This window comes from Pseudomonas sp. IT-P171, assembly GCF_949767765.1.
Classification (GTDB): Bacteria; Pseudomonadota; Gammaproteobacteria; order Pseudomonadales; family Pseudomonadaceae; genus Aquipseudomonas; species Aquipseudomonas fluorescens_B.
Genome location: NZ_CATKQN010000033.1, coordinates 178,797 through 204,297, shown reverse-complemented (window position 1 = coordinate 204,297; position 25,501 = coordinate 178,797). Strand labels below are relative to the sequence as shown.

At 57.1% G+C, this 25,501-nt stretch carries 25 protein-coding genes; 8 read left to right on the top strand and 17 right to left on the bottom strand.

Annotated elements, in window-relative coordinates; genetic code table 11:
• The 3 genes from ACM6I5_RS18350 to ACM6I5_RS18340 are packed head-to-tail and all read right to left on the bottom strand — an operon-like array spanning position 1 to position 1,930.
• Entirely contained in the window at positions 1-984 is a 984-nt protein-coding gene (locus ACM6I5_RS18350) for a saccharopine dehydrogenase family protein (protein WP_414884351.1), read from the bottom strand.
• Positions 981-1,169 (bottom strand): hypothetical protein, encoded by a 189-nt coding sequence (locus tag ACM6I5_RS18345; protein ID WP_017338325.1) that lies wholly within the window; start codon positions 1,167-1,169, stop codon positions 981-983. Before ACM6I5_RS18345 ends, ACM6I5_RS18350 begins: the two co-directional genes overlap by 4 nt.
• 17 nt (positions 1,170-1,186) lie before the next feature.
• Positions 1,187-1,930, bottom strand: a complete 744-nt coding sequence (locus ACM6I5_RS18340) for an SDR family NAD(P)-dependent oxidoreductase (protein ID WP_017338324.1) — start codon at positions 1,928-1,930, stop codon at positions 1,187-1,189.
• A 139-nt stretch (positions 1,931-2,069) separates the two neighbouring features.
• Here ACM6I5_RS18340 and ACM6I5_RS18335 point away from each other — a divergent pair, with 139 nt between their 5' ends.
• Positions 2,070-2,963 carry an AraC family transcriptional regulator N-terminal domain-containing protein gene (locus ACM6I5_RS18335; RefSeq protein ID WP_414880131.1) on the top strand — a complete coding sequence of 298 codons (894 nt, stop codon included), beginning with the start codon at positions 2,070-2,072 and terminating at the stop codon, positions 2,961-2,963.
• A gap of 82 nt (positions 2,964-3,045) precedes the next feature.
• Here ACM6I5_RS18335 and ACM6I5_RS18330 read toward each other — a convergent pair whose 3' ends face one another.
• Positions 3,046-3,987 carry an AEC family transporter gene (locus ACM6I5_RS18330; RefSeq protein ID WP_414884350.1) on the bottom strand — a complete coding sequence of 314 codons (942 nt, stop codon included), beginning with the start codon at positions 3,985-3,987 and terminating at the stop codon, positions 3,046-3,048.
• 117 nt (positions 3,988-4,104) lie between these two features.
• Positions 4,105-5,211 carry a mandelate racemase/muconate lactonizing enzyme family protein gene (locus tag ACM6I5_RS18325; RefSeq protein WP_414880023.1) on the bottom strand — a complete coding sequence of 369 codons (1,107 nt, stop codon included), beginning with the start codon at positions 5,209-5,211 and terminating at the stop codon, positions 4,105-4,107.
• A gap of 263 nt (positions 5,212-5,474) precedes the next feature.
• Here ACM6I5_RS18325 and ACM6I5_RS18320 point away from each other — a divergent pair, with 263 nt between their 5' ends.
• Positions 5,475-6,209 (top strand): FadR/GntR family transcriptional regulator, encoded by a 735-nt coding sequence (locus ACM6I5_RS18320; RefSeq protein ID WP_017338319.1) that lies wholly within the window; start codon positions 5,475-5,477, stop codon positions 6,207-6,209.
• 75 nt (positions 6,210-6,284) lie between these two features.
• Here ACM6I5_RS18320 and ACM6I5_RS18315 read toward each other — a convergent pair whose 3' ends face one another.
• The 3 genes from ACM6I5_RS18315 to ACM6I5_RS18305 form a co-directional block, all read right to left on the bottom strand.
• Positions 6,285-7,379 carry an alkene reductase gene (locus tag ACM6I5_RS18315; protein WP_414884349.1) on the bottom strand — a complete coding sequence of 365 codons (1,095 nt, stop codon included), beginning with the start codon at positions 7,377-7,379 and terminating at the stop codon, positions 6,285-6,287.
• 29 nt (positions 7,380-7,408) lie between these two features.
• On the bottom strand, positions 7,409-8,431 hold the full coding sequence (locus ACM6I5_RS18310; RefSeq protein WP_414884348.1) for an LLM class oxidoreductase: 1,023 nt from the start codon (positions 8,429-8,431) through the stop codon (positions 7,409-7,411).
• 106 nt (positions 8,432-8,537) lie between these two features.
• Complete coding sequence (locus tag ACM6I5_RS18305) at positions 8,538-9,446, bottom strand: LysR family transcriptional regulator (RefSeq protein ID WP_017338316.1); 909 nt, start codon at positions 9,444-9,446, stop codon at positions 8,538-8,540.
• Positions 9,447-9,664: 218 nt separating this feature from the next.
• On the opposite strand from ACM6I5_RS18305, the gene ACM6I5_RS18300 reads away from it, so the two are divergent.
• The gene (locus ACM6I5_RS18300; RefSeq protein ID WP_031318803.1) at positions 9,665-11,524 is read left to right on the top strand and encodes an ABC transporter ATP-binding protein; all 1,860 of its coding nucleotides are present in this window, start codon (positions 9,665-9,667) and stop codon (positions 11,522-11,524) included.
• 141 nt (positions 11,525-11,665) lie between these two features.
• Positions 11,666-11,986 carry an isochorismate lyase gene (locus ACM6I5_RS18295; RefSeq protein ID WP_017338313.1) on the top strand — a complete coding sequence of 107 codons (321 nt, stop codon included), beginning with the start codon at positions 11,666-11,668 and terminating at the stop codon, positions 11,984-11,986.
• Positions 11,987-12,111: 125 nt separating this feature from the next.
• On the opposite strand, the gene arsN2 is transcribed toward ACM6I5_RS18295, so the two are convergent.
• Positions 12,112-12,561, bottom strand: a complete 450-nt coding sequence (arsN2, locus tag ACM6I5_RS18290) for an arsenic resistance N-acetyltransferase ArsN2 (protein ID WP_414884347.1) — start codon at positions 12,559-12,561, stop codon at positions 12,112-12,114.
• A gap of 436 nt (positions 12,562-12,997) precedes the next feature.
• On the opposite strand from arsN2, the gene ACM6I5_RS18285 reads away from it, so the two are divergent.
• Positions 12,998-13,507, top strand: a complete 510-nt coding sequence (locus ACM6I5_RS18285) for a YkgB family protein (RefSeq protein ID WP_017338311.1) — start codon at positions 12,998-13,000, stop codon at positions 13,505-13,507.
• A gap of 44 nt (positions 13,508-13,551) precedes the next feature.
• Here the strand turns inward: ACM6I5_RS18285 and ACM6I5_RS18280 are convergent, their stop codons facing one another.
• Positions 13,552-14,397, bottom strand: coding sequence for an AraC family transcriptional regulator (locus tag ACM6I5_RS18280; protein ID WP_414884346.1), 846 nt, complete (start codon positions 14,395-14,397; stop codon positions 13,552-13,554).
• 247 nt (positions 14,398-14,644) lie between these two features.
• Here ACM6I5_RS18280 and ACM6I5_RS18275 point away from each other — a divergent pair, with 247 nt between their 5' ends.
• The gene (locus tag ACM6I5_RS18275) at positions 14,645-15,739 is read left to right on the top strand and encodes an NAD(P)/FAD-dependent oxidoreductase (RefSeq protein ID WP_414884479.1); all 1,095 of its coding nucleotides are present in this window, start codon (positions 14,645-14,647) and stop codon (positions 15,737-15,739) included.
• A 31-nt stretch (positions 15,740-15,770) separates the two neighbouring features.
• Here the strand turns inward: ACM6I5_RS18275 and ACM6I5_RS18270 are convergent, their stop codons facing one another.
• Entirely contained in the window at positions 15,771-16,757 is a 987-nt protein-coding gene (locus ACM6I5_RS18270; protein WP_414884345.1) for a DMT family transporter, read from the bottom strand.
• Between the two features lie 92 nt (positions 16,758-16,849).
• Between ACM6I5_RS18270 and ACM6I5_RS18265 the strand changes: the two genes are divergently transcribed.
• The gene (locus tag ACM6I5_RS18265) at positions 16,850-17,758 is read left to right on the top strand and encodes a LysR substrate-binding domain-containing protein (RefSeq protein ID WP_017338307.1); all 909 of its coding nucleotides are present in this window, start codon (positions 16,850-16,852) and stop codon (positions 17,756-17,758) included.
• A gap of 318 nt (positions 17,759-18,076) precedes the next feature.
• On the opposite strand, the gene ACM6I5_RS18260 is transcribed toward ACM6I5_RS18265, so the two are convergent.
• The 4 genes from ACM6I5_RS18260 to ACM6I5_RS18245 all read right to left on the bottom strand — a co-directional run bounded on the left by ACM6I5_RS18260 (position 18,077) and on the right by ACM6I5_RS18245 (position 20,315).
• A complete protein-coding gene (locus tag ACM6I5_RS18260) occupies positions 18,077-18,661 on the bottom strand; it encodes a hypothetical protein (protein ID WP_017338306.1) in 585 nt (194 codons plus the stop codon).
• A 278-nt stretch (positions 18,662-18,939) separates the two neighbouring features.
• The gene (locus ACM6I5_RS18255; RefSeq protein WP_017338305.1) at positions 18,940-19,368 is read right to left on the bottom strand and encodes a VOC family protein; all 429 of its coding nucleotides are present in this window, start codon (positions 19,366-19,368) and stop codon (positions 18,940-18,942) included.
• A 147-nt stretch (positions 19,369-19,515) separates the two neighbouring features.
• Positions 19,516-19,947, bottom strand: a complete 432-nt coding sequence (locus tag ACM6I5_RS18250; RefSeq protein ID WP_414884344.1) for a bleomycin resistance protein — start codon at positions 19,945-19,947, stop codon at positions 19,516-19,518.
• Complete coding sequence (locus tag ACM6I5_RS18245; protein ID WP_414884343.1) at positions 19,914-20,315, bottom strand: GNAT family N-acetyltransferase; 402 nt, start codon at positions 20,313-20,315, stop codon at positions 19,914-19,916. Before ACM6I5_RS18245 ends, ACM6I5_RS18250 begins: the two co-directional genes overlap by 34 nt.
• Before the next feature lie 339 nt (positions 20,316-20,654).
• Here ACM6I5_RS18245 and ACM6I5_RS18240 point away from each other — a divergent pair, with 339 nt between their 5' ends.
• Positions 20,655-22,109 (top strand): TrkH family potassium uptake protein, encoded by a 1,455-nt coding sequence (locus ACM6I5_RS18240; RefSeq protein ID WP_031318797.1) that lies wholly within the window; start codon positions 20,655-20,657, stop codon positions 22,107-22,109.
• Positions 22,110-22,226: 117 nt separating this feature from the next.
• On the opposite strand, the gene ACM6I5_RS18235 is transcribed toward ACM6I5_RS18240, so the two are convergent.
• Together ACM6I5_RS18235 and ACM6I5_RS18230 are read right to left on the bottom strand one after the other, a co-directional pair.
• Entirely contained in the window at positions 22,227-25,124 is a 2,898-nt protein-coding gene (locus ACM6I5_RS18235) for an EAL domain-containing protein (protein ID WP_414884342.1), read from the bottom strand.
• Between the two features lie 124 nt (positions 25,125-25,248).
• A complete protein-coding gene (locus ACM6I5_RS18230; RefSeq protein ID WP_414884341.1) occupies positions 25,249-25,476 on the bottom strand; it encodes a hypothetical protein in 228 nt (75 codons plus the stop codon).
• Positions 25,477-25,501 lie beyond the last annotated feature (25 nt).

The following is a 25,501-nucleotide window of genomic DNA, read 5'->3' as shown; positions in this document are numbered from 1 at the left end:
TTATCGGTCCTGGAGATCGGTAATCACCGTCCCGGCAATACTCTGGGCAAATCCACCACCGAAGACCTGCGCCGGGGTTGCAAAACCCGGCCGCCGTTCGCCATTCAAAACCCGGCGCGCTGCTTCGACGGCGGCCAGTGGCGTGAAGGAATAGCCATTCATCGTTTCAATGACCGAACGTGCGATGACGCCGTCTGCTCCTGTAACCTCCACCGCCGCACGTGCCCGATGGCCATCCCTTTCCTCTGCGGTGGGGCCATCAGGAAGTAGCGACAGGTCGCCTTCGGGGAACGCATCGCCAGAGAGATGCACGAACATCGCAATATCAGGGATACCAGTCGAATGCCAGCCCGTCACCAGGTCACCGAAAGACAGCGGCGCGCAGAGGACCGGTCCCTCACCAAAATCAAAGTGACGTGGCTGGGCCTCAGGCGTTGCAACGAGTTCGCCATCGACCCTTGCGAGCACGCCGGCACCGATGATTTCGCTGACGCTCCTGGCCGAGCCACGGGACATCGACCCTGGGACCTGAAGCGCGATGTTCAGAGCGCGAGGCTGTTGGACCCGCTGAGCGACGTGCACCGCCAGCGAGTCCGTAGGGACAACGTCCCAGCCGACGCCTGGCAACAACAGGGTCTGTGCCCTGGCCGCTTCAACGTGCAGCGTTTCGGCCAGCCGGTAAACGTTGATCTCGGCGGTAATGTCCAGATAGTCGATCCCGGCCTTGATGCAGGCGCGCATCAACGCCTCTGCCGTTTGCGCAAATGGCCCCGCGAAGTTCAGCAATACCGTGATGCCAGACAAGGCATTCTCGGCATCCGGGCCCTCAAATACGCGAAAAGGCACGTCCAGATGTGCGGCGAGTGTCGCGAGTGGCGAGTGACTGCGCCCGCCGATTTCGAAGTTCAGACCCAGCGCTTTCGCGTGTTCTGCTGCCATGCGACCGGTATAACCTGTCGCTCCGTAGATCAGAAGTGTGCTCATTGGACGTGCTGCCCTTTTTTGTAGACAAATTCCAGGCTATTCCCATCCGGGTCCAGCACATTGGCGGCGTAGTAATCGGGGTCATACTGCAAGCGTGCGGTGATACCCAATGACACCAGGGCAGCCTCGTAGAAATTCATGGAACGTGCGATGGCGCTCACCGACAGGAAAATATGATCCAGCATGTCAAACCCTCGCTTGTTCAGATGTTGTAGCCGCCTGCGACTTCGATGGTCTGGGCATTGATCCAGGCGCCCTCCTCGGACAGCAACATGGCGATCACTCGCGCGACGTCTTCCGGCTCGCCGACCCTGCCGAGCGCCGTTTGCGCCGCCAACATTGCCTCGAATTCATCATTCAGACCGCCACCCAATTCGGTGCGGATAGCGCCGGGGGACACGGCATTGGCACGGATGCGTCGTTCGCCAAACTCTTTGGCCATGTAACGGGTCAGTACTTCGAGCCCGCCCTTGAACGCCGCATAGGGTGCCACTCCGGCAGTGGCTACGCGGGTGGTGGCACTGCTCAGATTGACGATACTGGCGTGCTCCGCCAGCAAGGGCAGCAAAGCCTGGGTGAGAAAAAACGGGCCTTTGAGGTGGACATTGAACAGGCCATCGAACTGCGCTTCGCTGACGGTTGCCAAGGGGTTGAACAGGCCGTAGCCCGCGTTATTGACCAGGCCGCTCAGCGTGGTGGAGCCCCAGGTTTCCCCCAGGGCCAGGCGCACTGACTCCCGAAATGCCTCGAAGCTGCCGACATCAGACACATCGAGCTTGAGCGCAACAGCCTTGCCACCGTGTCGCTCGATGCGCCCCACGACCGTAGCGGCCGCCTGGGGGTCAGAGTTGTAGGTCAGGATGACCCCCATACCTCGTTGAGCCGCGTGTTCGGCTGTACTCGCACCGATGCCACGGCTGCCGCCAGTAATGACGATTACGCCCATATCAAATTTCCCCTGTGGTTCAAACGTGCCTCCACAGTACTCATCGTTCTCGCCAGGGACGTACCCGTTCCTGCTCGAAACCTGCCTGTTTCTGCTTTTTGCTTGCACGGCTTCGTGCTCCGCCCGCAACATGCTGCGCATGGACAATCAATTGAATGAACTCAGGTCGCTAGCGGCCAAGGCTGAAAATCGCCGCACTGAAACGGGCATCCCGCGAGTGGCCATGGTCCAGGGCAAAATCCCCGAGCACATGCTGGCGGCGGTCTATGACCCGATGATCAACCTGATCCTGCAAGGCAGCAAAAGCATGACGGTGGGCGACCGGACGCTGCGGTATGACCCGGCGACCTATTTCGTCATGTCCATTGGCTTGCCAGCGGTGGGGTCGGTGCACCCAGCGGTGTCAGGAGAGCCGTATCTGGCGGTCAGCCTGACGCTTGATCCTGCAGTGTTGTCCACGCTGTTCGCCGACCTGCCCAAACCTGCCGCACGCTACGAAAACAATGCCGGGTTTTCAGTGGCGTCGGTCACGACCGAGCTGATGGATGCGTGGGTGCGCATGCTGCGGCTGATGGGCGACCCGGATGCCATAGCCGCCCTCGCCCCGGTATACGAACGTGAAATTCTGTTCCGTGTCCTCAAGGGGCCCCATGGCTGGATGCTGCGGGATATAGCAGCGCCGGATACCGCCATGGCCCGAGTGAATATGGCTATCCAATGGATCCGCCGTGACTTTGCTGAACCCATCGGGATCGAGCGCCTGGCGGAACGCGCGTCGATGAGTGTCTCGGCGTTTCATCGCCACTTCAAGGCGGTCACCAACTTGAGCCCTTTGCAGTACCAGAAAAGGGTTCGCCTGCTCCAGGCCAGAACCCTGATGGTGGCCAGCGCGAAGAGCGTCATGGCTGCGGCCTTCGAGGTCGGCTATGAAAGCGCGACGCAATTCAGCCGAGATTACGTGCGGGTGTTCGGGCTTCCTCCCGCACAAGATGCCGGCAGAATCCTCAGGGAGACCCGAGCTTTCAGAAGTTAGTCCCGGCCTGTGACTGGCGGAACAAAACCAGGCGTGGTATTTCGACACGAGTGCCTCATACCCCGCCATCCGGAATCGACAATCAGGCTGCGGCCAGTCCTCCATCAATCAGGTAGATCGCGAAAGAAAAAGTCACGATCGACAGCACCGTACTGACCAGAATGGAGGTCGCGGCTTCACTCTGATAGGCGCCCGTCTGGTTCGCAAACATCGCCGGGATCGTCGCCGACGGCAGCGCGCAAAGCAGGATCATCTGTTGGGCGTAAAGTCCATGTGTGCCCAGCAATACAGTGGCGGCGAACATCAACACCGGGTGAATAAACAGCTTGAGCCCGAGGTTGCCCCACACTTCACCCGACATTTTCAGTTTCTCGGACGACATGATCAGTCCCAGGCACAGCAGGGAGACGCCAGGCGTCGCCTTGCCGAGAAGGTTGAGTGACTCCACAGCAATGGGCGGCATTTTGACCTGCAGCAGTGAGATCAGTATGCCAAGGGCCGGCGCCCACATCAGCGGACGGCGTACCGCTCCCGACAGGCTCGACACGAACGCCTGGGCGCCACTGCCCTTTCCATCGGCGATGGTCAGCAACATGGTCGTCAGCGGGATCATGACCAGGCTCGCAACCAGATTCAGCACAAGCACTGAATAGATGCTGCCGGCCCCGTACATCGTCGCGAGAATAGGGATGCCCATGAAGGCCGCGTCCGGGTAACCGTTGACGAAGCCCTTGAGCGTTGCAACCTTGAGATTGCGCGTGGTGAACCAGCCGATCGCCAGCGCTATCGTGTACATGCCCATGATGCCGATGAACGTGGCCACGACGAACTTGAAGTCGAACAACTGCTCACGGGGCGTACTCGCCATCCCGACAAACAGCAGCGCCGGGAATATCCAGCCGAGTACCAACCGGCTGATCAGCAGGCTGTCCGAATGGGTAAGCCGTCCGCGCTTGCCGGCGATATAGCCAAGCGCAATCACAAAGGCGACGGGCAAGATTGGCCCTACGATCCTGTCTAACATGTGCTCAATCCTCGTATTTATTTTTATCAAGAATGTCGTCGTGGCTGATCGAGGCCGACACGGCGGCGGCCGCATTGGCGTCGATCAAACGAGGCAATGACCTGGCGGTCTTTGCGATCAGGGTTTGAAGCGGTAGTCCTGAATGACGTCCTGGTCCGGCTCGATGCCAAGCCCCGGCCCTTGCGGTACGTCGATACGGCCATTGCGCGGAATGATGGCGTCGCCATAGAGCTGCGCTTCGAGATCGAAGTAACGCCATTCGACCAGTGACTTCGCACCGCCGAGGGCGGCACTTCCATGCACGGCGGCCAGCAGGCCTGGGCCGTCATAAAAGGCGTGGACCATCACGGTGACGCCGTGGGCATTGGCCAGCGCGTAGACTTTTTGCAGTTCGGTGATGCCGCCCATTTTTGCCGGGCTGGGTTGAATGAAGTCGACTGCACCGGCTTCAAGCAGATGCTGGAAGTCCATCAGCGTCGACGCATTCTCACCGGCCGCAACCGGAATGCCGCCTTGCTGACGTACCCTCGCCAGACCCGAATAGTCTTCCGGCGGCCACACCGGTTCTTCGATCCAGCGCAGGTTCAACGGGCGAAGTTTCTCGGTCATATCGAGCGCTTCGCGCACCGTCCACGGGGCGTTGACGTCGAGCGTGATTTCCACGCCAGGACCCGCGGCTTCGCACGCGGCACGGATGACATCGACATCAACCTCATGCAGCTTCAAGTGTCGAAAACCGCTGTTGACCGCGCGCTGCACATTGATGCGAATGAGCTCGGGGTCGGCATAGCGGATCAAGCTTGCATACGCCGCGAGTGAAGTAGCCTCGCTGCCGCCCAGCAGTTGGTAGACCGGTTTACCGGCCGCTTTGCCAGCGATATCCCAGAGCGCGATATCAATCGCCGACAGACCATAAATGAACGCACCGCTGCGACCGAAGACGTGGAACTTCTTCTGCAGATCGCCCTGCAATTTCTCGCGACGCGTGACATCACTGCCGATCAGCTCGGGCGCAAGGATCGTGTCGATCACGACTTTCACTGCAGGGATCGCGGTGAAACCGAAGGTCTCGCCCCAACCGACGATACCGTCATCCGTGGTGACTTTAACCACGAGGGAATCGACCATCTGAAGGTCTTTCGGCCCCCAGACTCCGCCGGCCGACCGCCCGCCCGTGGTGAAGGGAATCCGAAGCGGAATGGTTTCAATGCTGGCAATTTTCATAAGGCTGCGCCTCAAGCAGGTTGCGAAGGTGATGCGGCGTTTTGGGGGGTTCGCCTACATCAGACTGAGGACAACGTACATGACGTTCTGTTGCCCTTCAACTGAACAACTGCTGCCTTACGTCGGACCTTGGCCTAGATCAAACTTAACTTATTGTTATTAAAGTGTTTTTTATTTTATACAGTTAATGAAATTCAGTTTTAACTGACGAGAACAAGTCGGCTGATGTAGATTAAGAAGACAAGTGAAACGGATGAACACGCATGAGTGAAATGAATGTACAACCCGTAGCGCGGCGACCTCATCTTGCCGAGCACATCGCCCGCTCGTTGAGCGACGAGATTGCATCGGGACGTCTGCGGCCGGGCGACCGTTTGCCCACCGAGCAGTTTCTGTCGCAAAACTTCGGCGTCAGCAGGAACGTCGTACGGGAAGGGATCGCGACGCTTCGAGCGCAGGGGCTGATCCAGTCTCGCCAGGGCGTTGGCGTATTCGTCTCGGCCGCGACCCAATCGCCGGAGCCTTCCCCCCAGCGCGAGAACGTGCCGTTGCTTGACGGTGACAATACGATGCGCAACATGTTCGAAGTGCGGGCCGTACTGGAAAGCCAGGCTGCCGCGCTGGCGGCGTCGCACATGACGCCCCAAAAGCTGAAAATGATCCAGGCTGCGGTCCTGCGAATGCAGTACGTAGGCGAACCGACGCTGGACACTGTCAATGCCGACCTCGACTTCCATCGGGCTGTGGCCGCAGCGTCTGGCAACGACTATCTCGAGACGATGATTCGCACGGTGCTCGAGCCGATGCGGGCACTGATCACCATGAACTTTGCGCGACGAGGCCCGGTGTTCAGCAACATTCCGCATGCGGCACGCGGTGAGCATGAAGACCTCGTGCAGGCTTTGACCGACCGGAACGCGACGGCGGCACGTCAGATCATGGGGCAGCACATCGTCAATGCAGCCTCACGATTCGGCTACGAAATCAATTTCTTCTGACGTGCACTGCCGACGGCGGTTGTTTCGTTGTCCTACAAGAAAGACAGGGGATGACACACCGCTATCGCGGTATCCCTAGAATGCCTTCTGCGCATCTTGCGACGCGTAAGCAGGATAATCGATGTAGCCTTGAGCGCCGCCGCCATAAAACGCTTCACGACCTGCTTCGGCCAATGGCCAGCCATGCCGCAAGCGATCGACCAGATCAGGGTTGGCAATGAACGGTCGACCGAAAACCGCCAGGTCTGCCAACCCGTCATCGATGGCTTGTTGCGCGGTTACGTGGGTGAACCCGCCCGACAGGATCAAGGTGCCGCAGTAAGCCGCGCGGATGGCTTTCTGAAAGTCTGGCGTGCCCAAGTGGCTGGCATGCAGATAAGCGATCTCGCGTTGGGACAGGGCTCCAGCCAGTGCAAGCCACGTTGCCTCTTCTTCATCGAACGCGTGCAGATCGGCCAGCCGCGCAAAAGGCGATATGCGCACGCCCACCTTCGATCGGCCGATCTGTGCACTCACCGCGTCGACCGTTTCAAGTAACAAACGCAAGCGATTGGCAATTGTGGCGCCACCGTAACGGTCTTCACGGGTGTTGAAGCCGCCGTTGATGAACTGTTCAAACAGGTAGCCGTTACCCGCATGAATTTCGACGCCGTCAAAACCCGCGGTCATGGCATTTTTTGCGGCCAGTCGAAAGTCTGCGATGACCTGTCGAATACCCTCGGCATCCAAAGCAACGGGCGCGCTCACCGGCACCTGCGCAGGCTGACCTTCATTGTCATAAGCGTGTACCAACGTTTGCGCGGCAGACACCGCCACAGGTGCAACCGGTGCCCTTCCCTCCAGCAAGGACGAGTGCGAGACCCGCCCCACATGCCAGAGCTGAATGACAATGCGCCCCCCGGCAAGGTGAACCGCGTCAGTGACGCGTTTCCAGCCTTCAATCTGCGCGGGTGTGTGGATCCCCGGGGTGTACAGGTAGCCACGCCCCTGCGCCGACACCTGGGCGCTTTCGGTGATGATCAGGCCTGCTCCCGCGCGCTGGGCATAGTAGATCGCCATATCCGCAGACGGCACGGTGTCCTTGACGCGGGCGCGGGTCATCGGCGCCATGACGATGCGATTGGACAGTCGCTGACCCGCCAGATCGTAAGACTCAAAAAGAGATGACATGTATCGATCCTCCGAGGGTGGGCCAAACCTCAAACATGCGACGGGAAGAACGGCAAGATGTGCTCAGCGAGCTCGTCAAGAATCTCGCCGTAGGGTTGCCGGCTGACCTTGGGGTTGAGCGCGATATGCGAAATCCCGGCAGCCTGCGCTTGCTCCAGGTAATTGCGCAGACCGTTACGCCCCGCCCGGAAGCCTCCCTGGATGCGCTGGAATGGCTGGTCCGGGTTGTCGCTGAGGTCGAAATAGCCGCCTAGCCCTAACGGCTTGAAAGCATTTCGGCCTTCGATTTCACGCACTCTGGCGTGCCAGCTCTCGCCCAACGATGCCAACCGCTCGGGGCTTTGCACGCCGGCCAGATAGCCATCAAGGTGTTCAGCCAGCCACTCAATGCTCTGCTGCGCCTGGCCGACAGCGATTGAAGGGACGCGTCCAAACGGCGCTTTCGGCACCAGGTCGAGGTTTCCAGGCGAGCCGCCGAATCGCTCAGAGCGAAAGCGCGGAAAGTCCTGCTCAATCAAAGTGCGAAACACCGAGAAGGCATCACGGTAGCGATCACCACGGGTTTCATAATCGATACCCAGCATCGGGTAGTCGCTGTATCGATCACCCGAGGACAACCCCAACACCAGGCGCCCTTCGCTCAACTGATCCAGGGACGTCGCTTGCTTGGCCAGATACATAGGCTCATGGGTAGGCAGCACGATGCCGGTGGTTCCCAGGACTATGCTGCGTGTAGCTGCGGCCAGGAAGCCGATGTAAACCAGGGGCTCAAAGATGTGCGCCACATCGTTGTAATCCGGATCGTAGAAAGGAATGTCACGCATCCACAGCGCCCCAAAACCAAGCGCCTCCGCGCGTTGCGCCATTTCCACGTGACCACGCATGGTGGGTGCCGCTCGGCCAGCATGGGTTTCGAGGGGCAAAATCAGGCCAACCGTCAGCGTCTGTGGTTGAAACAGGCGTCGAAAACCAGGGTGACGCTCAAGCGAAGGATCGGCGGTCGGTAAGGCGGCAGGTTGCACTTGTGGCGAGAGTTGGGTGGCGATAGTCATGATGGCAGTCTCGGTGAGTGACGATGACTGACATATTTATTGAATCCTCAAACCGGATAAACAACACCGGCAGACCATCACACGGTCCAATGAGTCCCCAATATGCTCAGGTTTCCCAAGGCACTCCTGATTCCCAACGCTCGATCAACAGATCAATAAATGCGCGGACACGCGGCGACAACTGACGCTTGCTCGGGTAGACAACCCGGATGGGGTCGGGCGCTGCTCGATAAGGCTTGAGTACTTCCACCAACGTTCCGTCGCGCAAGTCGTTACCGGTGATATAGGTCGGCAAGTGAATCAGGCCAATGCCCGTCAGCGCCGCTTCGCGCATGGCTTCAGAACTGTCGATGTTCAGCCGCCCGGGTTGTTCATATAAATAAAGGCCGGTGGGCGTCTGGTAACGCCAGACACTGGCCTGGCCACTGATGAACGCGATGGTGTCATGCCCTACAAGATCTGCAGGCGTTTGCGGTACACCGCAACGGGCCAGATACGAGGGCGAGGCACATGTTGCGAACTGCTGCCAACCCACGGTTCTGGTCAACAGTTGTGAATCGTCTTTGGGCGTGCCAATGCGGATGGCGATGTCGACACCCTCTTCGACGAGGTCGACAAAGCGATCGGTAAACCAGACGTCCGCACGCAGTTCAGGCCACTGTTTCAGATAAGCATCCAGAATCGGCAGGATATGGCGCTGACCGAAGGAAAGGGGCGCTGTGAGTTTAAAAGTGCCGGTCGGCCGTCCACGGCGCAAGGCCATGGTTGCATCCACCTCATCAAGATCCTCGAGAATCTGCTTCCAGCGTTCGTAGGCGACCTGCCCCTCGTCGGTCAGGCTCAGTTTGCGCGTCGTGCGATTCAGAAGCCGTGCTCCCATCCGGCCTTCAAGACGAACGATACTTTTACCGACAGCAGATCGGGTCAGACCCAGTGAAGCGGCCGCGGAGGTAAAACTTCCAGCCTTCACAGCGCAGACAAACGCGGCGATGTCACCGAATCGGTTGGCTTCCATGGGTAGCTTGACTCCAGTGCATGGATACGTTGTAGCGGGACATAAAGCCCGAAAGAGTGGTCTTTGCTGCCAGGCCGGGATCACAAATTATTACCCTGCCAAGGAGGTAATGTCACAGAATCACAAGCGGTGTCGAATCAAGACCTGTCTTGTGCTGATTGGCCATTGAGCGGTCCCTGGTGTCAGAATCCCTGAACTTGATCGTTTCGGTGACCACCATGCTTCGCGTATTTGAACAAAGACTCGACCCCTTCCCGCCCGACGAGGTCCCGCCACCACCCGACGGCCTGGCTCGGTTCTTGTGGGCATGCACCCGGGGTGCGCGCGGCTACATTCTTGCGTTTGCGCTGCTCAGTGCCGCGGTATCGATCTACGAAGCCTGGCTGTTTTCTTTCCTCGGCCAGGTCGTGGACCTGCTCTCGACCTGGCAGGCCGGTGGTGAGGCGGCGGCGCAGGAAAGTCGCGTGTTGTGGGGCATGGGCATCGTGATGCTGACCAGCATCGGGCTGGTGGCGTTGCGTACCATGGTGCAACACCAGATATTGGCGATCAATCTGCCATTGCGGCTGCGGTGGGACTTCCACCGCCTGATGCTGCGGCAAAGCCTTTCGTTCTTTTCCGATGAGTTCTCCGGCCGGGTCACCACCAAGGTGATGCAGACCGCCCTGGCCGTGCGCGACGTGCTGTTCACCCTGATCGAGATCGCACCCGGAATCGGGGTGTACTTCATCGCGATCATCGCACTGGCCGGCGGCTTCGCACTGAAACTGATGCTGCCCTTCGTTGCCTGGATCGTGTTGTTCGGGCTGGCCATGCTCTACTTCGTCCCCCGCTTGGGGAAGGTCGGTCAGGAACAGGCCAACGCGCGCTCCTCGATGACCGGACGCATCTCCGATGCCTACACCAACATCACGACCGTGAAGCTGTTCTCCCATTCCAATCGTGAAGCACACTTCGCGCGCGCGGCCATGGAGGACTTCAAGCAAACCGGCTTTCGCCAGATGCGTCTGGTCAGCCAATTCGAGATCGTCAACCAGGCGTTGGTGGTGGCGTTGATCATGGCCGCTGGCGGTTATGCCCTGTGGCTATGGCACCAAGGCGATGTCGGCGCAGGTGCCGTGGCGGCAATCACCGCCATGGCGTTGCGTATCAACGGCATGTCGCACTGGATCATGTGGCAGATGACCTCGCTGTTCGAGGGGATCGGCACGGTGCAGGATGGCATGGCCACCCTGACCCGCGGCCCCAAGGTGCAGGACGCGCCGGACGCGGGCGTTCTGGTGACCTCGGGCGGAGCGGTGACCTTCGACAACGTGAGCTTCAACTACAATGGCGAACGCCAGGTGCTCGATGGCCTGAGCCTGAACATTCGTCCGGGCGAAAAAATCGGCCTGGTGGGCCGCTCCGGCGCAGGCAAATCCACGCTCATCAACTTGCTGCTGCGCTTCTATGACGTCGACAGCGGGCAGATTCGCATTGACGGGCAAGACATTGCGCACGTGACACAAGACAGCCTGCGCAGCGCGATCGGCATGGTCACCCAGGATACGTCCCTGCTGCACCGCTCCATTCGCGACAACATTGCCTACGGTCGCCCCGATGCGACCGATGCGCAAATCCACAGTGCCGCGGCCAATGCCCAGGCCGATGAGTTCATCAGCCAACTGAGCGACCGCCAGGGACACACCGGCTACGACACCTTGGTAGGCGAGCGCGGCATCAAACTGTCGGGCGGTCAGCGTCAGCGCGTCGCCATTGCCCGAGTGATGCTCAAGAACGCCCCGATCCTGCTACTTGACGAGGCGACCAGCGCGCTGGATTCGGAAGTCGAAGTGGCCATTCAGGAAAGCCTCGATGAAATGATGAAGGGCAAAACCGTCATCGCCATCGCCCATCGGCTGTCCACGATTGCGGCGATGGATCGACTCATTGTCATGGACGATGGACGCATCATCGAACAGGGCACCCACACCGAATTGCTCGCCAGGAACGGCCTCTATGCGCGGCTGTGGCACCATCAGAGTGGCGGGTTCCTGGGGGAGGATCGGGGGGTGCCCGAGGCGATGGATCAGGTATGAGCGTGAATGCTCGGGGATGAGACCGCTCCTCGTGCAGCGGACAATGGATGTTATGGTGTTTTGGCTGTATCACGCACGTAGATGCCGCGGCGATCCTCTTCCGAAGGCTCGCCATTTTTTTCAACAAACGGAGTCACCTGCATGGAAGTCATCAATCAGTTGCAACCCGCAGACTGTGCGGGCATGGAGGACATCCGACGCGAAATCGACGCCCTTGATCAGGTCGTTATCAAGCTGTTAGGCAAGCGTTTTCACTACGTGCTGGCTGCCTCGAAGTTCAAGACCTCGGCGACTTCGGTGCGTGCTCCGGAGCGTTTCAAGGCCATGCTGGCGACACGTCGCGAGTGGGCCGAGGTCGAGGGCCTGAACCCGGATGCAATCGAAAAGATGTACAGCGACCTGGTAAACCACTTCATTGCCGAAGAGATGAAACACTGGGTGACTCATCAATCCGAGACCTGATTCTGGTGTCCGGACTTTCCGCTTTGGGTGATGGATTTCACTCCGTCGCGACATGCAGAAAACGGCCAAAAGCGGGTGTTGGTTACCAACACTGGCAATGACCCAGAAGCGTTTCGATGGCTCACTCAGCGCAGAGGGGATCTGCTTAAAGTTTTCCGCAGGTAGCTTGCTGACGAAGGACACAAATGCTGGAACTGAGCTGTCTGGGCAATTGCAACAGGCGCTTTACCCCTATCAAGCAGTTCGTACCCGTTGGCCGTGAAAAAATTAACAGCGCTTTGGGTCAACAAATGCAGTCGGGCTGCGCCTCGGGAGACCGCGTGTTGTTCCAGTTCCGACAACACCGCTGTACCCAGTCCCGCTCCACGATGCTCCTCGCAAACGACCATAGAGCGCAGCAGGAGATCGGGGCCAGTACCCTCCAACCCTCCATAAGCAACCAGTTTCCCATCCACGTCGAATCGGTAGAACTGCCGCCCGGGATCGCTCACATCATCGCAGGGCAATCCAGCTTGACTCAAAGACGCACGGAGCTGATTCAAACCGCTCGCTCCAACTTTAATCATCTGCATCATCAGTGCTCTTATAGGCTCTCTGACACTCAATGCTAGCAGGCTCAATCCTTGTCGCCGATCAATCGACAACGGCACTTAAATTCGTCCGTTTTGGGTCGGATAGCGACGGTCGCATACTAGCAATAGTGTTCATGGCTCGTCCTCCACGTTGAGGGGAGAACAGGGGTGGATCAGTCACAATTGCTGGTGGTCGCTATTCGACCCAAAGCCGACGTCGAGGACTCTTGTTTTATGCCATTCAGAAACGGTTTAAATGGTGCCGCCAGGGAGCATGGCGATCGCTTTAGACCTGAATGAGTCGAGACGATCTGCACCGAACGCAATACGTTCAGACGCCACGAGCGTGCGGACAAAGGCAACACTGTATCGACTCCCAACGCACACCGCGCAGGGTTGCTGATTAGCGTTCCTCACCACACTCTTGGAAGCATTGATCATGAAAACCTTCAGAATCGAGAACTACGAAACCAACAGCGCACAAAACCCTTCAACGCTCGGGTTCAAAACCATGGCACTTGGCATCTACGGGGCCTATTTTGCGCTCGCCGTCATTTACTTCTGGTTCGGCGGAATGAAGTTCACACACTACGAAGCGGTCGGACTGGTTCCGCTGGTGAGCAACAGCCCTTTCCTGGGTTGGGTTTATGAGATTTTCAGTGTCGACACCTTCTCCAATCTGCTTGGCGTTCTGGAGGTCTCGATCGGAATACTGATTGCAGGTCGCTTGCTGTCACCGAAGCTTTCTTTGGTAGGTGGCGTGCTCTCTGCCGGACTCTTTTTCACCACCTTGAGCTTCATGTTCTCGACCCCCGGCGTGATCGAACCCGGCCTCGGTTTTCCCGCTATTACGGTCGCTCCTGGTCAGTTTCTACTTAAAGACATCGGGTTACTTGCCGCTTCGATTTTCGTGGCTGGCCATTCTCTGACGGAGCTGGAACGCCGTTGAGCCGATGATCGACCACCCGGGATGGCCCGGAGCAGTTAGATGTTTCAGGCCATCGCTCCATCATCTGCACCTGCCAGGTCTTTAATCCAGTCCCGAGGACTGTAGCCAGTCTTGCGTCGAAACGCGCGCGCAAGTGCCGAAGGACTTTCATAACCGACTTCGGAGGCGATCAGTGTAATCGACCGTCCTTCACGAAGTCGCTTCTGCGCCAGGCTGATACGCCAACTCAGCAGATAATCGGCGGGCGTCTGCCCGATAACGGCCCGGAAATGCACCGCGTAGGCCGCGCGAGACATGTTCGATTCGCTCGCCAGTTCCGCAATTGACCAAGCACGATGAGGTGCGTTGTGAATCTGCACCAAAGAGCGCGACAACCGCGGGTCAGCCAGTCCAGCCATCATTCCAGTACGCAACTGGTTGTGATCAAGCAGATGTCGAAACAACAGGATGACCAGCAGTTCGAATAACCGTCCCAGCGCTGCCTCCCGGCCACAATGTGCACCCGCCGCCTCGCCGAACATCCATTTCAACGTATCGGCCAGCATTGGCAGTTCATCCAGGGACAACACCAGACAATCGGGTAACGAAGCCGACAGCGGGTTATCGACCCCACCCTCAAACTCCATTGACGCACACAACAACTGAGCTCCCTCGGACTCACCGGCAAACAATTGATGCCGGCTGGGGCGCGGCATAAAAATCAGGCTGGGCCGGATCAGCAGCAATTCCTTACGATCGGCTCCCAGTAACGTAACACTGCCAGCCTGTAGCAGATGGATATACCCACGACCGTCAGCGCCGTCGTAAGACGACAAGCCGCACAGTTTGCCACTGTAAAACAGGTTTGCGCGCACGCCGAACTGTGACAACAAGGTAGACAAGCGATCCATGGGCAATCTCTTGGCAGAAATAGACGCCCAGATCATAACACCGCCGGATTGCGCCCCATCGTGACTCAAATGCTGTATTACCTGATGGGCTAAGTTCGATCAATCTTTGCCTGAAGTGACGGCCGCTTAGCGTCGATTACTACCCGTCACGACAGGCAGTAATCGGCCAGGAGCTGACACTTAAAAAGCGTCCTGAACGATCAGGTTCTCATGTCATGAAATCATCCTGCTGTCGTACCATCGGCACATCGACAGAACGGAGGTTGATATGGGAAATGGTCAGGGCAAACGAGTCGTTGTCATTGGTGCAGGCATCGTGGGCGCGTCATTGGCGTATCACTTGGCAGGTAAAGGCGCGAATGTCACCTTGGTCGAGGCTGAAGGTATAGCTTGCGGAGTGACTGGCAGCTCATTCGCCTGGATCAATACCGCACACCCCGAACCTGACCCAATTGCGCAACTGCGCGGTTCTGCCATCAAGGAGTACCGCCGGCTCGAAACGCAGCTGCCTGGTCTGAAGATACGATGGACAGGTGCCTTGTCTTACAGCGTGATGGCGAGTGGAGCGCTGCCGACCCCAGGTCACCAGGCTTCGGCAAACCTGGTGTCTCGATCGCAGATTCTCGACCTTGAACCAAATCTCAAGAACCCTCCCCAGTCTGCTCTATATGCGGCTGAAGAAGGAGCGCTGGACGCAGTACCAGCTACGCATGCGTTGATCGCAGGTGCCCAGGCGTATGGGGCGAATATTCTCACTCAGACGCGAGTGCTCGGTTTTGTAACCCAGAGTGCAACGGTGACCGGAGTCGAAACAACAATAGGCATTATCGATGCCGATATTGTCGTATTGGCAGCCGGGACAGGCATCACGAAGCTGACAGACATGCTTGGAGTGTCCCTGCCTATAGAAGCCTCGCCTGCCATTTTCATCCGTTACAAGTCACAACCCAACCTCGTGCACACCCTCATCTCCAGCCCTGAAATAGAAGTGAGGCAAAGTTCGGATGGTGCATTGCTGGCGGCAGAAGATTACCTGGACGACGCCATGGACAATCAGCCGGCAGCGATAGCGCTTCGAACTGCCAAGACAATACAGAACGAACTCCATGGTGTTGTTTCCATAGATCCGGAAAGGGCTTGTATCGGACTTAGGCCGATGCCTACCGATGGCATCCCCATCATCGGTTATCTACCCAAAGTGGGTGGCGTCTACGTTTGTGCAATGCACCCTGGAATTACTTTGGCGGCGGCAGTGGGACGTCTAGCCAGCGAGGAGATCATCGATGGCAAGACGTCCAGTGCCCTTTGGCCATGCCGGCCCGACCGATTCTTAAAAGCGTAGGGTGATCCTCTTGTGAGACAGCAATCGGCTGTTAGGAGTTAACGGAGTTGATTTTTCTTATCGTGCAGGATGGGTTACCGATTGAAGTCAGGATGATACGAACAGCCATAATCACACCTACTAGAATGGCAGCAAGACCTGACGCTTCTAAAGGTGTTGGCAGCCGGCTATGAAACAACAGGCCGAGTAATGTAGCGAACAGCGATTCAAGGGAGATCAGTTGTCCAGAAAGCACCATGGGAAGGCGACGGGACGCTGCGTTCCAGGCCCAGGCCCCGACGAGTGAGGACATCATCGCAATAACGAGGCCCCAGACGTACAAATGTCCTGCCAGGGAAACACTGAAACCAAGGATTGGCAGCTTGAGAAGGTCGAGCGCCAGCACAACCGGTAACAAGCACACGGTGCCCATTCCGGCACCGGCCATCATGAGGCCTGTCCAGACACCTGACGAATTGGCCGGGAGTTTCTCCAGTGCACTCTGGTTCAGCAAGCTGAATGCGAGCCACAAGACCACGGCGCAGACAGAAAAAATCAACCCCATCAACCACGACCCATGGCCCGCAACGGGTTGATTGATACTGCTGATGTTCGTCAGCACAAGCCCGCCAGTCAAGAATGTCAGCGGTATCATCAGTCTGCGCCATGGAAGCGTTTTTTTCGCGGCGTTGCTGAGCAGTGCCAACAAGACTGGCACCATGCCAATGAACGCTGGAGTCAGCACGGGGCCGCCAAAAATAACACCGGCGGCAATGCAGGTGCTGTACCCGAGATATCCGATCACGCCCAGACCGGCGGCGAGAAATTGCTGATTGCGACGCAGGCACCGTAGCTGGGCGCGACAGAGCACCATGACAACCACGCCCAGCGCACCGGAGATCAGAAACCGGATAACCATCAAGTCATAGATGCTGTAGGCGCCAGTGACGTAAGGGGCTATGAAATTCAGAGCCCAGCTCAGGGTCGCGACCACGGCAAGGATCACTCCGGCGATGATGTTTGAGTGAGCAATGGTCATCAGGCATATCCGCGAGGTATTCAGCTCATGTTGCACAGCGCCAGGGGTATGCTACAAACGAGTTCTCGGTCTTGGATGCATAACGTCTGATTATGAATACGCTTGGGAAGTCATTGCCGCCGCTTGCCAGTTTGCTGCCCTTTGAAGCGGCTGCTCGACTGGAAAGCTTTTCGAAGGCTGCCGATGAATTGCACATCACTCAAGCGGCGATCAGCCGCCAGATCCGTGGGCTTGAAGAAAATCTTGGGTTGAAGCTTTTTTGCCGCCGCAACCGTGCAGTCTTCCTGACGCAGGAGGGGCGTGAGCTAGGGCGCGTGGTGAGCACCGCATTGCAAAGTATCAGCGACAGTGCCGTCACCCTTCGTGAATCACCCCGTAAAAACCGCGTCGTTTTACTGTGTCAGTTGTGCGAAGCGTTCTATTGGTTGATGCCGCGCCTTTCGACGTTCCACCAGCAACACCCGGAAATCGAGATCCAGGTCGCGACATCCACCAGACCGTTGACTGAATTCAATGACCATTTTGACGTGGCCTTACAAAGCACCGGACGCCCCAGCGGCTTGCATGTTCTGGCGTTTACCGCCGCTGATGAAGTGTTTCCAGTGTGCAGTCCTCATTACCTGACTGCCCGACAGTCACTCGGGATCAGTGAACTTCGCCTCCACACGCTTTTACACCATCGCGCCACGCCACCGCACTTGATGGAATGGGATAGCTGGCTGCAGGCATTTGGGCAGACATTGGAGGGTTGTTCTCAGGGCACTTTGTTTGACAGTTACCCCTTGATGCTTCAGGCCGCCGTTGAAGGGCATGGAATTGCAATGGGGTGGCGTCGAACCGCCGGGAGGCTTATTGAAAACGGTACGCTGGTGAGACCTTGCGCAGAAAGTGTCCCTTTACCTAATGCGATATCGGTTTTCAGACTGCAGGGTGGGGAAGACCGGATTGAGGTGCGCGCGCTGATTGAGTGGCTTGCAGAGGAATTACGTAATGAAAGCTAACAGATCAATTCCCCTGTTTATGACGTTTGAGTAACGACCGCTTTTGGCCGAGGCTGTGTAAAAACGTTTTTCAGTGCGACAGGTACTCAAAACCGGATTGAAAATCGCGCTTCTACGCGAAATCTACATCTGCTGACGTGCCGATAAATTTCAGATTTAACGTAGACGCGCACACTTCAATTTTGGCGAAGCGTTTTTACACACTCTGGGCCGATTGTTGCCTGTCGCGAAGAGCAGCAATCGACCCACAGCGGCCTTTCTTAAACACTGACACCACGGTCGTCACACCGCCCATTTTCCCTTATGCACTGCTCAACGTCAGAAGTTCTCGAGACTGACTTTAATGCCCGCACGGCCGGCCAACTCAATGGTCTCTTCCACCCGGTCAGCGTCAACAATAAAACCATCGTAATTTTCACCACCGGAGTCCAAGTGAAGATAACGTTTACCAAACCGAACCAACCATCGGTCGAATTCATCAAGCACCTCTGGCATTGATGAGGCACCGTTTCGCACGTAGACGTAGGGCTCTTTCAATTGGTTGGCGCTAACCAGATAAGGAGCCTGATATTCAAACACATCAAAACCTTTCCAATCCAGGCTCATTAAAACGAGGTGTTCAAGTTTTTGCGCCTTTGAACCATCCAACAATCCATCTGTGAAAGCACTACATGCGTCATCTCCCATCGCGTATCTACGCATGACGCGCCTGACAAGTCTGGCGCCTTCTTTTTCCGGAACCACCGCCAACAGCGCCTGGGCAAAAGTCTCGAGTGCCTTTTTTTGTGCGGGATCGGGTGGGCCGGGCCGTAATTCTTTCATGATCGCTGAAGCGCTGAGGTTAGTTTCCTCGGGTGGAGGCATGGTAAAGCGCCCACCAAACAACCGATCCAAAATGCCCATACCACTCCTTGGAATACCTTGGGGCAAGCGACTTTTCTTTTACCGGCGACAGTCGCTGCTTGTTTTGAGATTTGTGTTGTAGTTGAGCCTAAGGCTCCAAGTGAGGTTTGTCGATCGACCGCCTTTTTTACTGCCAAATTGGACCTGATCCGACCGTCCGCTTTTGGCCCAGAGTGTGTAAAAACGCCTTCGTGAACCCTTGCTATCAGAAATCATAGCAAGGGCTCTCGACAATGTTTTGTTCACGATTTCAGCCAAAAATAGATCCTACACTTGACCTACTCCGAATCGTGACAACAGACGCAAAGCTTGTTTCCTTCAGGGTCTCGAAAATACGCCCCATAAAAATTCGGGTGGTATTCGGGTCGCAAGCCCGGAGCGCCTTCACATGTTCCATCCAATGCCAACGCCAAGGTATGGGCGTTGTGTACGATCTGTCGATTAGGTGCCAGCAGAGCAATCATTTGCCCATTTCCTAGCGTCGCAGATTCGCCGTCGAACGGTTTGCCCACCACGAAAAGAGGGCGTGCAGTGTCGGGGTGTTTCCAGCCCGCCCATGGGCGTTCAAGTTCTGTGAACTTGAGATCAAGTCCGAGTATCTGCATGACCCCTTGATAAAACACAAATGCTCGATTGAAGTCATTCACTCCGATGAATACATGTGAAATCATTTTTTGTCCTAAAAAGAGGAAGCCTTCTCGCACCATACCAAGAATTTTTCAGGCTGTTTTCAACTCCTAGCCCGAAACATACTCCGTCGGTCTTGGAAGCTGTTTTTACACACTCTGGGGCCGAAAGCGGACGACCATGAATGCTCGCTTGTGACCAAAGCTGACGGTCGACTTGGTTCGGATTCAACTTGAGCAGGCTGGTCGCTCGCCTAACCGCTCTACTAACCTTACGAGATAACCGTCGACATCCTGAACGATGAACTCGCGCTGCCCTACTTCTACATTTTCAGCCCGATACCAGGTGTCTTTGCATTCTCGATAGAGTGGAAATCCAGCCTGATCAAGTTTTTGGATGATGGGTGCAACGGCCTCGACATCAATCTGCAGGTTGATGCCTCTTCCAAACGGTTTAGTCAACGTCGCAGTCAGCCATTGCCCGGCATTCGAATCAATCTGCTCAAGCATTACTTGAGCGCCATTTAAATCAAGGTATGCGAATCCATCTTCCGGACGTTGATAAGCTATTTTGAACCCCAGGCAAGAAACCCAAAAAGCCATACTGCTACCCAGATCGGTGACCATCAGCTCCGGCACCAGTTTGTTACGTTCGAACATGAGATGACTTCCATTTCAAAATGGCTTACATGGCGGGCTGCGGCTTTCAGCTGGCGTCCATTCAGAATCTGGGTGCCGATACCCTTGGCTTGAAATTCGTGTGAAACCGCGATGTTCTGAACATGGATTCGATCGTCTTTGTCCAGAACTTGAAAGTAGCCAACAGTCTGGCCGTCGACTTCAATAACCGACGTGATTGCATATGCGAATTCGGCTGCAAAATTAGAGCGCTGGCAACTTTCACCCCAGCCCCAAATTTTCTCGATGTGCCCGTGGAAAACTGCTCGATGCAAGTCAAACAGGGCTGTTCGATCACTGTCAGTTGCGGGGCGAACCGTCATATCGCTTATCAAGCCCTGATAACGCATACCCTCCAGTGCTGCGCTATATCGGCATAACTTTGATTTGTGCTGAAGTCCGGAGAGGCTAGCGCCTGTAAAAACAAACAGCAACACCACTCAATAAACCGACTGCTGAAAACGCGTTTTTTGCGCGCAGCTACACGAAATCCGAGCCCGGAATGCTCTGCTCAAAGTGAAGGTGTCAATCTCAAGCTCGTACTACGGCCGACCTTTTCAACAGGACCCAAAGCTGCTCTTTGACCCATGCAGCCTGACTGATTGCTCATAGAAATTTTACGGAGAATTTACGGAGCCTTTAGGGCGGGCATCCGATACTGCGCGGTGCTAATTTGGAACGCTACTGTGATGTCCCTCGCAGCAATTCGGCTTATCGGCTTCATCTTAGGTATTTTTTTGATCACGCTGGCCGTGAGCATGGCTATTCCCATGATCACACTGGTGATCTATGAGCGTAGCGACGATCTCTCGGCCTTCCTCTGGTCGAGTTTGATTACCTTCATCTGTGGTCTCCTGTTGATCGTGCGGGGGCGCCCGAATACTGGCGATCTTCGGCCGAGGGACATGTACTTGCTGACTACCGCAAGCTGGGTAGTTGTGTGCACCTTCGCAGCTTTACCCATGGTGTTCATCAGCGATATCAGCTACACCGACGCATTCTTTGAAACGATGTCTGGCATCACGACCACTGGCTCGACTGTACTCACCGGTCTGGATAGCTCATCTCCCGGCTTGCTGATCTGGCGCTCCATGCTCCACTGGTTGGGTGGCATCGGCTTTATCGGCATGGCTGTGGCGATTCTTCCACTGTTGCGAGTCGGCGGCATGCGTCTGTTCCAGACAGAGTCCTCAGATTGGTCGGAGAAAGTGACACCGCGCTCCCATGTGGCAGCCAAGTACATTCTTTTGCTCTATCTGTGGCTGACGGGCATCGGAGCTCTAGCGCTCTGGCTCGCGGGAATGACGCCATTTGAAGCGGTCAACCACGCGATGTCGCTAATCTCTACCGGAGGTTTCTCAACTTCGGATTCCTCTCTCGGGCATTGGACTCAACCAGCGATTCACTGGGTGGCGGTTGTCATCATGATTCTGGGCAGCCTGCCATTCACCTTGTATGTCGCGACATTGCGGGGTAATCGGCGTGCGCTGATCAAGGATCACCAGGTACGCGGATTTATTGGATTCTTGCTCGTCACATCGCTGGCTGTTGGTACCTGGCTGTATTTTCACAGCGATTACGGATGGTGGGATGCGTTTCGTATCGTGGCAGTCAATGTGACCTCGGTCGTCACGACCACCGGAATTGCGGTTGGCGACTACACCTTGTGGGGCAGTTTCGCTGTTTTGCTGTTTTTCTATTTGACCTTCGTCGGTGGCTGTTCCGGCTCAACGGCAGGCGGTCTTAAAATCTTCCGTTTCCAGGTGGCTGCCGCTCTGCTGGTCAGCAGCTTGAAGCAGTTGATCCATCCTCGAGCCGTGATTCAGAAAAAATACAACGGTCACCCCATCGACGAGGAGATCGTGCGCTCGCTTTTGACCTTCTCGTTTTTCTTCACCATCACGATTGCCGCCATCGCTTTGGGCCTGGCTTTCATTGGGCTTGATTGGATAACCGCGTTGAGTGGTGCCGCTACGGCGGTGTGTAACGTCGGGCCAGGCCTGGGCACGATCATTGGGCCGGCAGGTAATTTCTCGTCATTACCGGATGCCGCCAAATGGCTACTCACCGTTGGAATGCTTCTGGGAAGGTTGGAAATCCTGACTGTGTTGGTGCTCGTAACTCCAGTTTTCTGGAGATATTGACCCCGCTAGTCGAGGGCAGCTTCTGGCCGATTTCATCAATGGGGCCGATGAGGTACAGGCCGTACTCGCTCGTGAAGGTCAGGAAACCGCGATAAGGGCGCAATACCTCAACAACCCCTAACCCTCAATCAACGAACTCGCCAACAACGCCTCCAACCCCATCGGCTTGGCAAAGTAATAACCCTGGGCCTGCCCTGCGCCCATTTCGCGCAGCAGGTCCAGCGTCGCTTGATCCTCGACACCTTCGGCCACCACGCTCAGGTCCAGCGATTCGGCCATCCGCACAATCGCCCGGACAATCGCGCGACTGCGGGGGCTGGCGGTCAATTCGAGGATGAACGACTTGTCGATCTTCAGGCCGCTGAAACGGTATTGATGCACATAGCTCAGGGATGAAAACCCGGCACCGAAGTCATCAAGCACCACCGACATGCCGTTGTCGGCCAATTGCTGCATGGTCAGTCGGGCAATCGCCGGTTCGGCGACCAGCGCCCCTTCGGTCAATTCCAGGCAGATCCGCGACGGCTCGACCCGGTGCCGCGCCAGCAAGGCAAGCACATCACTGGCGAAGTCCGGACGCGTCATGCTGTAGCTGGAGCAATTGACGTGCACCGGCGGCCAGTTGGCGTGCTCGGGTTGCGCGAGGATCATTGCGATGCTGGTCAGCATGTACAGGTCCAGGCGACCGATCAGGCGCAAACCCTCGACGTCCGGCAAAAACTCGCCCGGCGCGATCACCCGGCCGCCCGGCTGATGCCAGCGAATCAGCGCTTCGAGGGCAACCAGTTCGCCGCTTTCGACGCTGACGATCGGCTGGAAATACGGCAGCAATTCGTCGGTACGCTTGAGCGCGTTGCGCAAGGCACCTTCCCGCTCGACCTGGTCCGAGACTTCACGGCGCACTTCCTGATTGAACACCGCGTAGCTGTCGCGTCCGGCACTCTTGACCCGGTACATCGCCGCATCGGCATCGCGCAGCAAGTCGGCGGGCTCCATATGAAACTGGCTGTCGGCGCTGACGATACCGATGCTGCAGGACGAAAACACCTCATAGCCATTGATCAAAAACGGCAGGTCAAACGCCACCAGAATCCGTTCGGCGATTTCGATCACCACGTCCAGCGGCGCGTCGGGTGCCAGCACGGAAAACTCATCGCCGCCCAGGCGTGCGAGCATGTCGGTGTCGCGCAGGCAACCGCGTAAACGGTGGGCGGCCTGCCTCAACAGCAGGTCGCCAAAATGGTGGCCGAGGCTGTCGTTGACCAGTTTGAAACGGTCGAGGTCGATGAACATCACCGCCAGGTGCCCGCCTTCGCTGCCGAACTGCGACCAGGCCAGATTGAGGCGCTGTTGCAGGTAGGTACGATTCGGCAGCCCGGTCAGCGCATCGTGGGAGTTCTCGTGCTGCAACTTGGCATTGGCGTGATCGAGCTCGCGGGTGCGGTTCTGCACCCGGGCTTCCAGCTTGAGGTTGGCGGCATGGATCGCTTCGGCGGCCGTGCGGCGCGATAACGCGGTGTCGATGTGCCGCGACACGAACGTCAGCAATTCCTGGTCACGCAGGGTATAGCGCACCTGCGAGGTATAGCTTTGCACTGCCAGCACGCCACGCACCACATCGCCATCGAACAAGGGAATGCCCAGCCAGGAATAGGATTGGAAATACGCATCGGCCACTTCGATTTCACCGTGCGCAGTCAATCGCTCGGCTTCGTCGGCATCAATCAGGCAAGGTCGGCGCTGACGGATCACGTACTCGGTCAAGCCCCGGCTCCCACGCCGTGCCACCGGGCAGGTCGTCTGCCGCTCATCAACGTAATAGGGAAAGGTCACTTCACTGGTCGCGTCGTCGAACAGCGCAATGTAGAAGTTCCGCGCGAACAACAGATCACCGACGATGCCATGCAGGGTTTGAAACAACTCAGCCATGTCGCCAGGCTGGCTGGACAGTTCAGCGATCTGGAACAGCGCGCTCTGCAGATGCTCGGCGCGCTCTCGATCTGCCACTTCCTGCCGCAATGCGTCGTTGAGTGCCGACAGCTCCAGGGTACGACGTATCACCGTCGCTTCCAGGTCCTCTCGGTGCAGGATCCGGTCCAGCGCCATGGCCACGTGGCGTGCCACCACCAGAAACAGCGCGCGGTCCTCGGCGCTGTAGGTTCGGGAAACCTCGTAGACCTGCATCGCGAGCATGCCGAACACGTCATCCGAGGCATTTTTCAACGGTGCCCCCATCCAGAACTCGGGACGATCACCCACGCAGTAAAAACGCTCCTCGGCCTGAGCCGCGAGAATGCCGGCGGCGTCGATCAGCAATGGCTGGCCAGTGGTCAACACTTGCCCGGTCAAGGACAGGTGTGACGGGTCAAGGTATTCGTAGTGCTGGGACTCGACGGCATCAACGTCGATGATGTCGACGTAATACGGATAGTCGATCTTGCCGCTGTGCGGGTCATACAACGCGAGATAAAAGTTCTCGGCATCGATCAGGCTCGCCAATAGTTGGTGAACCCCCACCAGAAACACCGACCGGTCGCGGGTCGAACTGGCCAGGTAGGTAATTTCATACAGCACACGCTGAGTAATCTGCGCACGGGCAAGCGTATTGGTCTGTACCTCAATGCCCAGGCGCTGGGCAAATTCGGCGAGCGCCGGTTCAGCGGCATCGTCGACTGGCGCAAGCAGCCAACCCAGTTCACTTTCGCCCTTGCCGGTCGGCCAGCGGTGCAATCGCCAGGTCAGGCAAAAGGCTTCGAACTCGTCATTCGCAACACTTGAAGGCCACCGCGCACGTGGATCGCCCTGCCCGACCAAATGCATTTGTTCGCCGGCGCGGTAAACCACCCACGCGGTGGTGTGCCCCCAGTTGCGCGCTGAATCCAGCAATTGTTCGATCGTATTTTCGTTGCCAGCGTACGCCATGCCGACAGTCTCCGAATTTCCTTTTCGTTGAGATGCAACCACGTGGCAATCGTTCGATTGCCGCGCAGAGTCGTTGCATGGACGAACACTCATCAGCGCTCCCTGAGCCAGTAACTGGCGATACTTACTGAGTGATTGCTAGCAATGCGCCAGTGAGCATCCCGTTTAAAGCTTATAGAGCTTTTATTCAATAGATTTTTTCGGTTTGCTACGCACGTTAGTCCACGACCTGTATCTGCGTCAGCCCTACCCGCTCGGCCTGCTCTGAAATCTCCGCTGGCGTCGCATCCGCATTGGGCATGATCAGGCTGTTCTCTCCATCCCCAAAATGCAGTTGCAACAGGTGCATCGCCGCCTCATGGACAGGCAGCCGAGGCTGATTGAACTCGAACACGTGAGTGCGGGGCTCGCCGTTGAACAGGTATTGCACAGTGTAGTGGCGCATGCCGGGATCCTCGTAATGGGAGAAG

Bases quoted from the DNA above. Each gene is read 5' to 3' on its own strand.
- ACM6I5_RS18240 (WP_031318797.1), top strand. From the start codon at position 20,655: ATGTCCCTCGCAGCAATTCGGCTTATCGGCTTCATCTTAGGTATTTTT.
- ACM6I5_RS18295 (WP_017338313.1), top strand. From the start codon at position 11,666: ATGGAAGTCATCAATCAGTTGCAACCCGCAGACTGTGCGGGCATGGAG.
- ACM6I5_RS18265 (WP_017338307.1), top strand. From the start codon at position 16,850: ATGAATACGCTTGGGAAGTCATTGCCGCCGCTTGCCAGTTTGCTGCCC.
- ACM6I5_RS18305 (WP_017338316.1), bottom strand. From the start codon at position 9,446: ATGGAAGCCAACCGATTCGGTGACATCGCCGCGTTTGTCTGCGCTGTG.
- ACM6I5_RS18315 (WP_414884349.1), bottom strand. From the start codon at position 7,379: ATGTCATCTCTTTTTGAGTCTTACGATCTGGCGGGTCAGCGACTGTCC.
- ACM6I5_RS18245 (WP_414884343.1), bottom strand. From the start codon at position 20,315: ATGCGTTATCAGGGCTTGATAAGCGATATGACGGTTCGCCCCGCAACT.
- ACM6I5_RS18250 (WP_414884344.1), bottom strand. From the start codon at position 19,947: ATGTTCGAACGTAACAAACTGGTGCCGGAGCTGATGGTCACCGATCTG.
- ACM6I5_RS18235 (WP_414884342.1), bottom strand. From the start codon at position 25,124: ATGAGTGTTCGTCCATGCAACGACTCTGCGCGGCAATCGAACGATTGC.
- ACM6I5_RS18325 (WP_414880023.1), bottom strand. From the start codon at position 5,211: ATGAAAATTGCCAGCATTGAAACCATTCCGCTTCGGATTCCCTTCACC.
- ACM6I5_RS18335 (WP_414880131.1), top strand. From the start codon at position 2,070: ATGGACAATCAATTGAATGAACTCAGGTCGCTAGCGGCCAAGGCTGAA.
- ACM6I5_RS18300 (WP_031318803.1), top strand. From the start codon at position 9,665: ATGCTTCGCGTATTTGAACAAAGACTCGACCCCTTCCCGCCCGACGAG.
- ACM6I5_RS18320 (WP_017338319.1), top strand. From the start codon at position 5,475: ATGAGTGAAATGAATGTACAACCCGTAGCGCGGCGACCTCATCTTGCC.
- ACM6I5_RS18270 (WP_414884345.1), bottom strand. From the start codon at position 16,757: ATGACCATTGCTCACTCAAACATCATCGCCGGAGTGATCCTTGCCGTG.
- arsN2 (WP_414884347.1), bottom strand. From the start codon at position 12,561: ATGATGCAGATGATTAAAGTTGGAGCGAGCGGTTTGAATCAGCTCCGT.
- ACM6I5_RS18345 (WP_017338325.1), bottom strand. From the start codon at position 1,169: ATGCTGGATCATATTTTCCTGTCGGTGAGCGCCATCGCACGTTCCATG.
- ACM6I5_RS18255 (WP_017338305.1), bottom strand. From the start codon at position 19,368: ATGGTGCGAGAAGGCTTCCTCTTTTTAGGACAAAAAATGATTTCACAT.
- ACM6I5_RS18230 (WP_414884341.1), bottom strand. From the start codon at position 25,476: ATGCGCCACTACACTGTGCAATACCTGTTCAACGGCGAGCCCCGCACT.
- ACM6I5_RS18310 (WP_414884348.1), bottom strand. From the start codon at position 8,431: ATGACTATCGCCACCCAACTCTCGCCACAAGTGCAACCTGCCGCCTTA.
- ACM6I5_RS18260 (WP_017338306.1), bottom strand. From the start codon at position 18,661: ATGGGCATTTTGGATCGGTTGTTTGGTGGGCGCTTTACCATGCCTCCA.
- ACM6I5_RS18330 (WP_414884350.1), bottom strand. From the start codon at position 3,987: ATGTTAGACAGGATCGTAGGGCCAATCTTGCCCGTCGCCTTTGTGATT.
- ACM6I5_RS18350 (WP_414884351.1), bottom strand. From the start codon at position 984: ATGAGCACACTTCTGATCTACGGAGCGACAGGTTATACCGGTCGCATG.
- ACM6I5_RS18340 (WP_017338324.1), bottom strand. From the start codon at position 1,930: ATGGGCGTAATCGTCATTACTGGCGGCAGCCGTGGCATCGGTGCGAGT.
- ACM6I5_RS18285 (WP_017338311.1), top strand. From the start codon at position 12,998: ATGAAAACCTTCAGAATCGAGAACTACGAAACCAACAGCGCACAAAAC.
- ACM6I5_RS18280 (WP_414884346.1), bottom strand. From the start codon at position 14,397: ATGGATCGCTTGTCTACCTTGTTGTCACAGTTCGGCGTGCGCGCAAAC.